General features: G+C 73.9%; 6 protein-coding genes. 3 read left to right on the top strand and 3 right to left on the bottom strand.

The window, feature by feature from the left end; genetic code table 11:
- Positions 1-750, top strand: a 750-nt coding sequence (locus N4P33_RS31945; protein ID WP_260830440.1) for an O-antigen ligase, incomplete at its 5' end; no start/stop codon positions are given.
- A gap of 39 nt (positions 751-789) precedes the next feature.
- On the opposite strand, the gene N4P33_RS31940 is transcribed toward N4P33_RS31945, so the two are convergent.
- Both N4P33_RS31940 and N4P33_RS31935 read right to left on the bottom strand, forming a co-directional pair.
- On the bottom strand, positions 790-1,335 hold the full coding sequence (locus N4P33_RS31940) for a hypothetical protein (protein ID WP_260830439.1): 546 nt from the start codon (positions 1,333-1,335) through the stop codon (positions 790-792).
- A gap of 167 nt (positions 1,336-1,502) precedes the next feature.
- Positions 1,503-2,288 carry a glutamate racemase gene (locus N4P33_RS31935; RefSeq protein ID WP_260830438.1) on the bottom strand — a complete coding sequence of 262 codons (786 nt, stop codon included), beginning with the start codon at positions 2,286-2,288 and terminating at the stop codon, positions 1,503-1,505.
- Positions 2,289-2,304: 16 nt separating this feature from the next.
- Here N4P33_RS31935 and N4P33_RS31930 point away from each other — a divergent pair, with 16 nt between their 5' ends.
- Complete coding sequence (locus N4P33_RS31930; RefSeq protein WP_260830437.1) at positions 2,305-3,522, top strand: glycosyltransferase; 1,218 nt, start codon at positions 2,305-2,307, stop codon at positions 3,520-3,522.
- 18 nt (positions 3,523-3,540) lie between these two features.
- On the opposite strand, the gene N4P33_RS31925 is transcribed toward N4P33_RS31930, so the two are convergent.
- Positions 3,541-4,812 (bottom strand): TerD domain-containing protein, encoded by a 1,272-nt coding sequence (locus tag N4P33_RS31925; protein WP_260830436.1) that lies wholly within the window; start codon positions 4,810-4,812, stop codon positions 3,541-3,543.
- A 296-nt stretch (positions 4,813-5,108) separates the two neighbouring features.
- Here N4P33_RS31925 and N4P33_RS31920 point away from each other — a divergent pair.
- On the top strand, positions 5,109-5,447 hold a 339-nt coding region (locus N4P33_RS31920), incomplete at its 3' end, for a DUF6643 family protein (protein ID WP_260830435.1).

Raw genomic sequence — 5,447 nt, 5'->3', positions numbered from 1 at the left:
GCCGTACTGACCCTGTCCGCCGGCGCCGCCTGCTGCGCGGCCTGGGCGGCCTCGACGTCGGCCCTGCGGATCACCCTGCACCTGCTGGCGGCGGGCATCGCGGTGACCGCGGCCGTGCTCGGCTCCACCGTCGGCTGTGTCGCCGGCGCCCTGGTGCTGCTGTGTTCCCTCGCCTCCGCCCGCGTACGACGCCGGGCTCCCGGCATCGTCCTGCTCGCCCTGGCCACCGCCGGGGTGACGGGACTGGCCTGGGCGGTGGCCCGGGACGCGCTGCCGGAGGGGCTGGCCGCCTCGCTGGAGGGCAGGCTCTCCGCGCATCGCGTGGGCCTGTGGCGCGACGCGCTCGGCATGGTGCACCAGCACGCCGGTCTGGGCGTGGGACCGGGGAGGTTCGGCGAGCTGAGCACGACGTCCGGCGAGTCCCTGCTGTCCGACGGCAAGCCTCACTCGGCTCCCCTGCAAGTGGCGGCCGAGCAGGGTGTCGTCGGGGTCGTCCTGCTGGCGCTGGCGTTCGGCTGGGTGCTGTGCGCGCTGTGGCGCAGTCCCCGTTCCACTCAGGTGGTGCTCACGGCGGGGGCGGCGCTGACCGCGGTGGCGGCCATCGCGATGGTCGGCAACGCGCTGAGCTTCACCGCGGTGTCCGTGGGCGCGGGCCTCCTGGCGGGGACGGCGACCGCGCGGCCCCTCACGGACGGAACACCGCCGCGCACGCCGGACGCGTATCCGCGCGGGGACCGGCTCGCCCGATGAGCGGGCGCCTCGAAGCACCTCCGTGCGCCCCGGCGCACCTCAATGCGCCGCACCGGGCCGATGCGGGTGCAGGCGGTCCCGGATGACATGGACGGCCGCCTCCGCGTCGTCGACGGTGACGGTGAAGGTGTGGCCGTCCCACAGGCGCAGCACCAGCCCCTCACCGCGCCGGACGACGACCGCCGTGCCCTTCTCGGGACGCCAGCGATAGCCCCAGCCGCCCCAGTGACGCGGGGTGACGTGCGGGACGAACTCCGCGCCCGCGACCTGCGACAGCGGGATACGACGGCGTGGCACCCCCATGTGGCCGCAGCGCACCTCCAGATGGTCCTCGTCGACCCGCAGCGCGACATGCACGAACGCGAGGGTGCCGAACAGCACCAGCAGTCCGGCGGCGATGCAACCGACGACGGCCATGACCAGCGGTGCGAGGGAGGTCGTCCACGCGGAGTCGACGGCCAGCGCGATGCCGAGCGCCATGCAGGCGGCGCCGATCAGTGCGAGCAGCCACTGGATGCGATTGGTCGCGCGGCCGGTCCAGACATCGGAGTACGGGGTGTGCTCACCGTGGGGGTGGTCCCTCATGCTCCGAGATTACTCAGGATTCGCTCCGCCGGTACCGCGTCGCACAGCGTCACCGGCCCGGCGAAGCTCCGGCGCAGGCGAGGCCGCGCGGCGTGCACCGCAGATCCGTCCGCATATCGGTCCGCGCACCCGTCCGCGCACCCGTCCGCCCGGACGCCCCGGCCCGTTCAGGCCGTCGGAGTGACCTGCTGGAGCAGGCGCCCTTCGGCGTAGGTGAGGGCGGCGGTGGGCAGCGCGCCCTCGCGGCCGCTGAGCAGGACCGTCAGGGTGCCGCTCGCTGGGACCGCGGGGGCGGGCTCGGCGCCGATGCGGCGCAGGGCCTGCGCGGCCACCGCGCCCGCGGAGCCGTGCAGGACGAGCGGCGGGGCCTCGGGCCGCTGCACGGCGGCACGGATGCGTTCGGCGACGAGCTCGTAATGGGTGCAGCCCAGGACGACGGTCGTCACATCCTCCGGGGTGAGCTCGGCGGCCGCGGCGACCGCGGTGTCGATGGCCGTCTCGTCGGCGCGTTCGACGGCCTCGGCGAGCCCCCAGCACGGCACCTCGGTGACGCGAACCCCGCCGGCGAAGTTGCGGATGAGGTCCTTCTGGTAGGGGCTGCCGGTGGTGGCCGGTGTCGCCCAGATCGCCAGCGGTCCCCCGCCCGCGGCGGCGGGTTTGATCGCCGGGACGGTGCCGACGACGGGCAGCTCCGGTTCGAGGCGGGCGCGCAGGGCGGTCAGCGCGTGCACGGTGGCGGTGTTGCAGCCGACGATCAGCGCGTCGGGGCGGTGCGCGGCGGCCGCCTCGGCGACGGCCAGGGCACGCTCGGTGAGGTCCTCCGGTGTCCGCGGGCCCCAGGGCATGCCGTCGGGGTCGAGGGAGAGGACGAGATCGGCGTCGGGGCGGAGACGCCGTACCGCGGCGGTGGCCGCGAGCAGACCGATTCCGGAGTCCATGAGCGCGATCTTCACCCGGCCACGATAGACGATGGGCCGGTTCCGGCCGCTTCCGTGGGGCAGACTGCGCAGCGTGAGCGTGCTTGCGTGGACCGCCGCCGGATCCCTCGCCGCCTGGCTGTGGCTGCTGTGCGGCCAGGGCTTCTTCTGGCGCACGGACGTCCGTCTGCCGCCCCTGCGGGAACCGGACCGGTGGCCGCGCGTGTGCGTCGTGGTCCCCGCGCGGGACGAGGCGGCGGTGCTTCCGGCGAGCCTGCCGTCGCTGCTCGCGCAGGAGTATCCGGGGCGGGCGGAGGTCTTCCTCGTCGACGACGGCAGCACGGACGGCACCGGCGCGCTGGCCCGTGAGCTGGCGCGGCGGCACGGCGGTCTGCCGCTGACGGTGGACTCGCCCGGTGAGCCGCCGGCCGGGTGGACGGGCAAGCTCTGGGCGGTGCGGCACGGCATCCGTCTGGCACGCGCGCGTGGCCCGGAGTACCTGCTCCTTACGGACGCCGACATCGCGCACGCGCCGGACAGTCTGCGCCGGCTGGTCGCGGCGGCGTACGGCGGCGGTTTCGACGTGGTCTCGCAGATGGCCCGGCTGCGGGTGGCGAGCCGCTGGGAGCGGCTGGTCGTGCCGGCCTTCGTGTACTTCTTCGCGCAGCTGTACCCGTTCCGCCGGATCGGCACGGAGGGTACGCGTACGGCAGCGGCGGCGGGCGGCTGTGTGCTGCTGCGCGCCGAGACGGCGGAACGGGCGCGGATCCCGGACGCGATCCGGCATGCCGTGATCGACGACGTGGCCCTCGCGCGGGCGGTGAAGCGGAGCGGTGGCCGGGTGTGGCTGGGGCTCGCGGACCGGGTGGACAGTGTGCGTCCGTATCCGCGGCTGCACGACCTGTGGCGCATGGTGTCGCGCAGTGCTTACGCGCAGCTGCGGCACAACCCGGCGCTGCTGGCGGGGACGGTGGCCGGGCTGGCGCTGGTGTATCTGGTGCCGCCGGTGGCGGTGGTGGCGGGCGCGGTGACGGGGAGCGTGCCGGCCGTGGCCGCCGGTGCGGCGGCCTGGCTGGTGATGGCCGGGACGTATGTGCCGATGCTGCGCTACTACCGGCAGCCGCTGTGGCTCGCTCCCCTGCTGCCGTTCACCGCGTCGCTGTATCTGCTGATGACCCTCGACTCGGCCGTGCAGCACTACCGGGGGCGAGGTGCGGCCTGGAAGGGCCGCACCTACGCGCGTCCGGACGCCGTGCCCGACGAGGGGTGAACCGGCGGCCGGGCTACGTCATTTGCGGCCCGGCGTCCAGTTCATGCCCCACCCGTAGGCGTAGTCGACGGTGCGCTGCGGGCTGACGCCGCGCTCGGGCACCAGGTAGCGGGCCTCGCGCTGGACGACCAGGTCGCCGTTGCCGGTGTTGGTGATCAGGGCGAGGGCGCACACCGTCGAGGGCACGGTGCACTCGTCGAGCGAGAAGTCGATCGGGGCGCCGTGCTGCGGCTGGAGGGTGACGTGGGCGTTCAGGTCGGCGAAGGAGCGGGCGCCCTCGTAGATCGTGACGAAGACGAGGATGCGCCGGAAGTACTGCTTGTAGTCGAGGTTGACGGTGAGGTTCTCGCCGCTGGCGACGGCGCCGGTGCGGTCGTCGCCGTCCAGGTGGATGAACGGCGGCTGGTGGAAGGAGCCGAAGGCGTTGCCGAGCGCCTGGACGACTCCCTTGCTGCCGTCGCTCAGTTCGAACAGGGCGCACAGGTCGAGGTCGAGGTCGGAGTGCATGGCGACCGGGCGGCCGAGCTTGGCGGCCCAGCCCGAGAACTGCTTGCGCACCTGCCAGTTGAGGTTGACGTGCAGGGCGCCCGAGGTGCCGCCCTGCTTGGTGAGCGACACGGAGGGGGCGGCCTTGGTGAGGGTCACCTTGGTGAGCTGGACCGGCGCCGGGGACGCGGCCGGAGGGGGCGGCGCGGCCGGCTGGGTGACCGTGGGCGTCGCGACCGGGGGTGCCGGGGCGGTGGGCGCGGCCGGGGCGGGTGCCGTGTGCTGGGGTTCGTCCACGGTGATGCCGTAGTCCGTGGCGAGGCCCTCCAGTCCGCTGCTGTAGCCCTGGCCGACGGCACGGAACTTCCAGGCGCCCTGGCGGCGGTAGAACTCGCCGAGCACGAACGCCGTCTCGGTGGTCGCCCCGGTGCTGTCGAAGCGGGCCGCGACGGTGCCCTGCGCGGCGTCCTTGACCTCGATGTACAGGCCGGGGATCTGCCCGAACGTGCCGCCGTCGCTGGAGGCGGCGAGGATCACCGTCTCGATGCCGGGCTCCACGCGCGTGAGGTCGACGAGGAGGGCGTCGGTGACCTGGCCGCCCGCGTTCCGCTTGCCCTCGTGCCGGACGGCTCCGGAGGCGTGGGCGGGCTGGTTGTAGAAGACGAAGTCGGCGTCGGAGCGGACCTTTCCGCCCACGAGCAGCAGCGCCGAGGCGTCGGCGTCGGGCACGCCGGGGCCGGATCGCCAGCCCACCTCCACCCGGAGTGCCGTGGTCGGCACCGGCGTGTTCGATCCCTTCGGCATTGACATGTCCGCCCCCATCGGGTCACCGCGCCAGGCCCGTCCCCGGCATCCATCGGGTTGTCGTCCGCACAACCTATTCCCCCGGCGTCGGCGAAGTCCCGCGAGGAGCGCAGAAGAACGGGCGGCCAACCGCCGGTAACCCGCCCGGGCCTCGGCGTTTACACCAAATTCTCGCGGCGCGCAGTCCGTTTTCGACGAATTCGCTCACATTGGGGATCCCGAGCCACTGCGGACCCGGAAAACAACCCTCTTATCGGTCTCCCCAACCAGCACATCGTGGGCTTAACTTATGTGCCATGACCTCCCCCCGCTCCACCTATGGCGGCGGCTACTACTCCGCCTCCTTCCCGGACACCCCGATCTACGACTCGCTCGTGGCCGAGCGGGGCACCCCGCAGATCGCCCCGATCCGGGTCCCCGCCGCGTACGACGCGCCGGCCAGTCATCTGCCCGCGCTTCCCTCGGCGTTGCCCGCCCTCCCGGCGGCCCCGTCCCAGCCCGCGTACGGCTATCCGCAGGCACCGCAGCCCGCACCGCTGCAGCAGGCGCACGCGCCGTACATCCCGCAGCAGGCCACCGCGCCGCGCGGCTACCCCGGGCCCCAGCCCCAGCCGCCGCGGCAGGCGGCTCCGGGC

The sequence above is a fragment of the Streptomyces sp. 15-116A genome (assembly GCF_025290915.1).
Lineage (GTDB): Bacteria > Actinomycetota > Actinomycetes > Streptomycetales > Streptomycetaceae > Streptomyces.
This window is presented reverse-complemented; position numbering and strand designations above follow the sequence as displayed.

What these genes read in the sequence shown, in the direction of transcription:
- N4P33_RS31940 (WP_260830439.1), bottom strand. Translation starts at nt 1,335, where the DNA reads ATGAGGGACCACCCCCACGGTGAGCACACCCCGTACTCCGATGTCTGG.
- N4P33_RS31930 (WP_260830437.1), top strand. Translation starts at nt 2,305, where the DNA reads ATGGGCCGGTTCCGGCCGCTTCCGTGGGGCAGACTGCGCAGCGTGAGC.
- N4P33_RS31925 (WP_260830436.1), bottom strand. Translation starts at nt 4,812, where the DNA reads ATGCCGAAGGGATCGAACACGCCGGTGCCGACCACGGCACTCCGGGTG.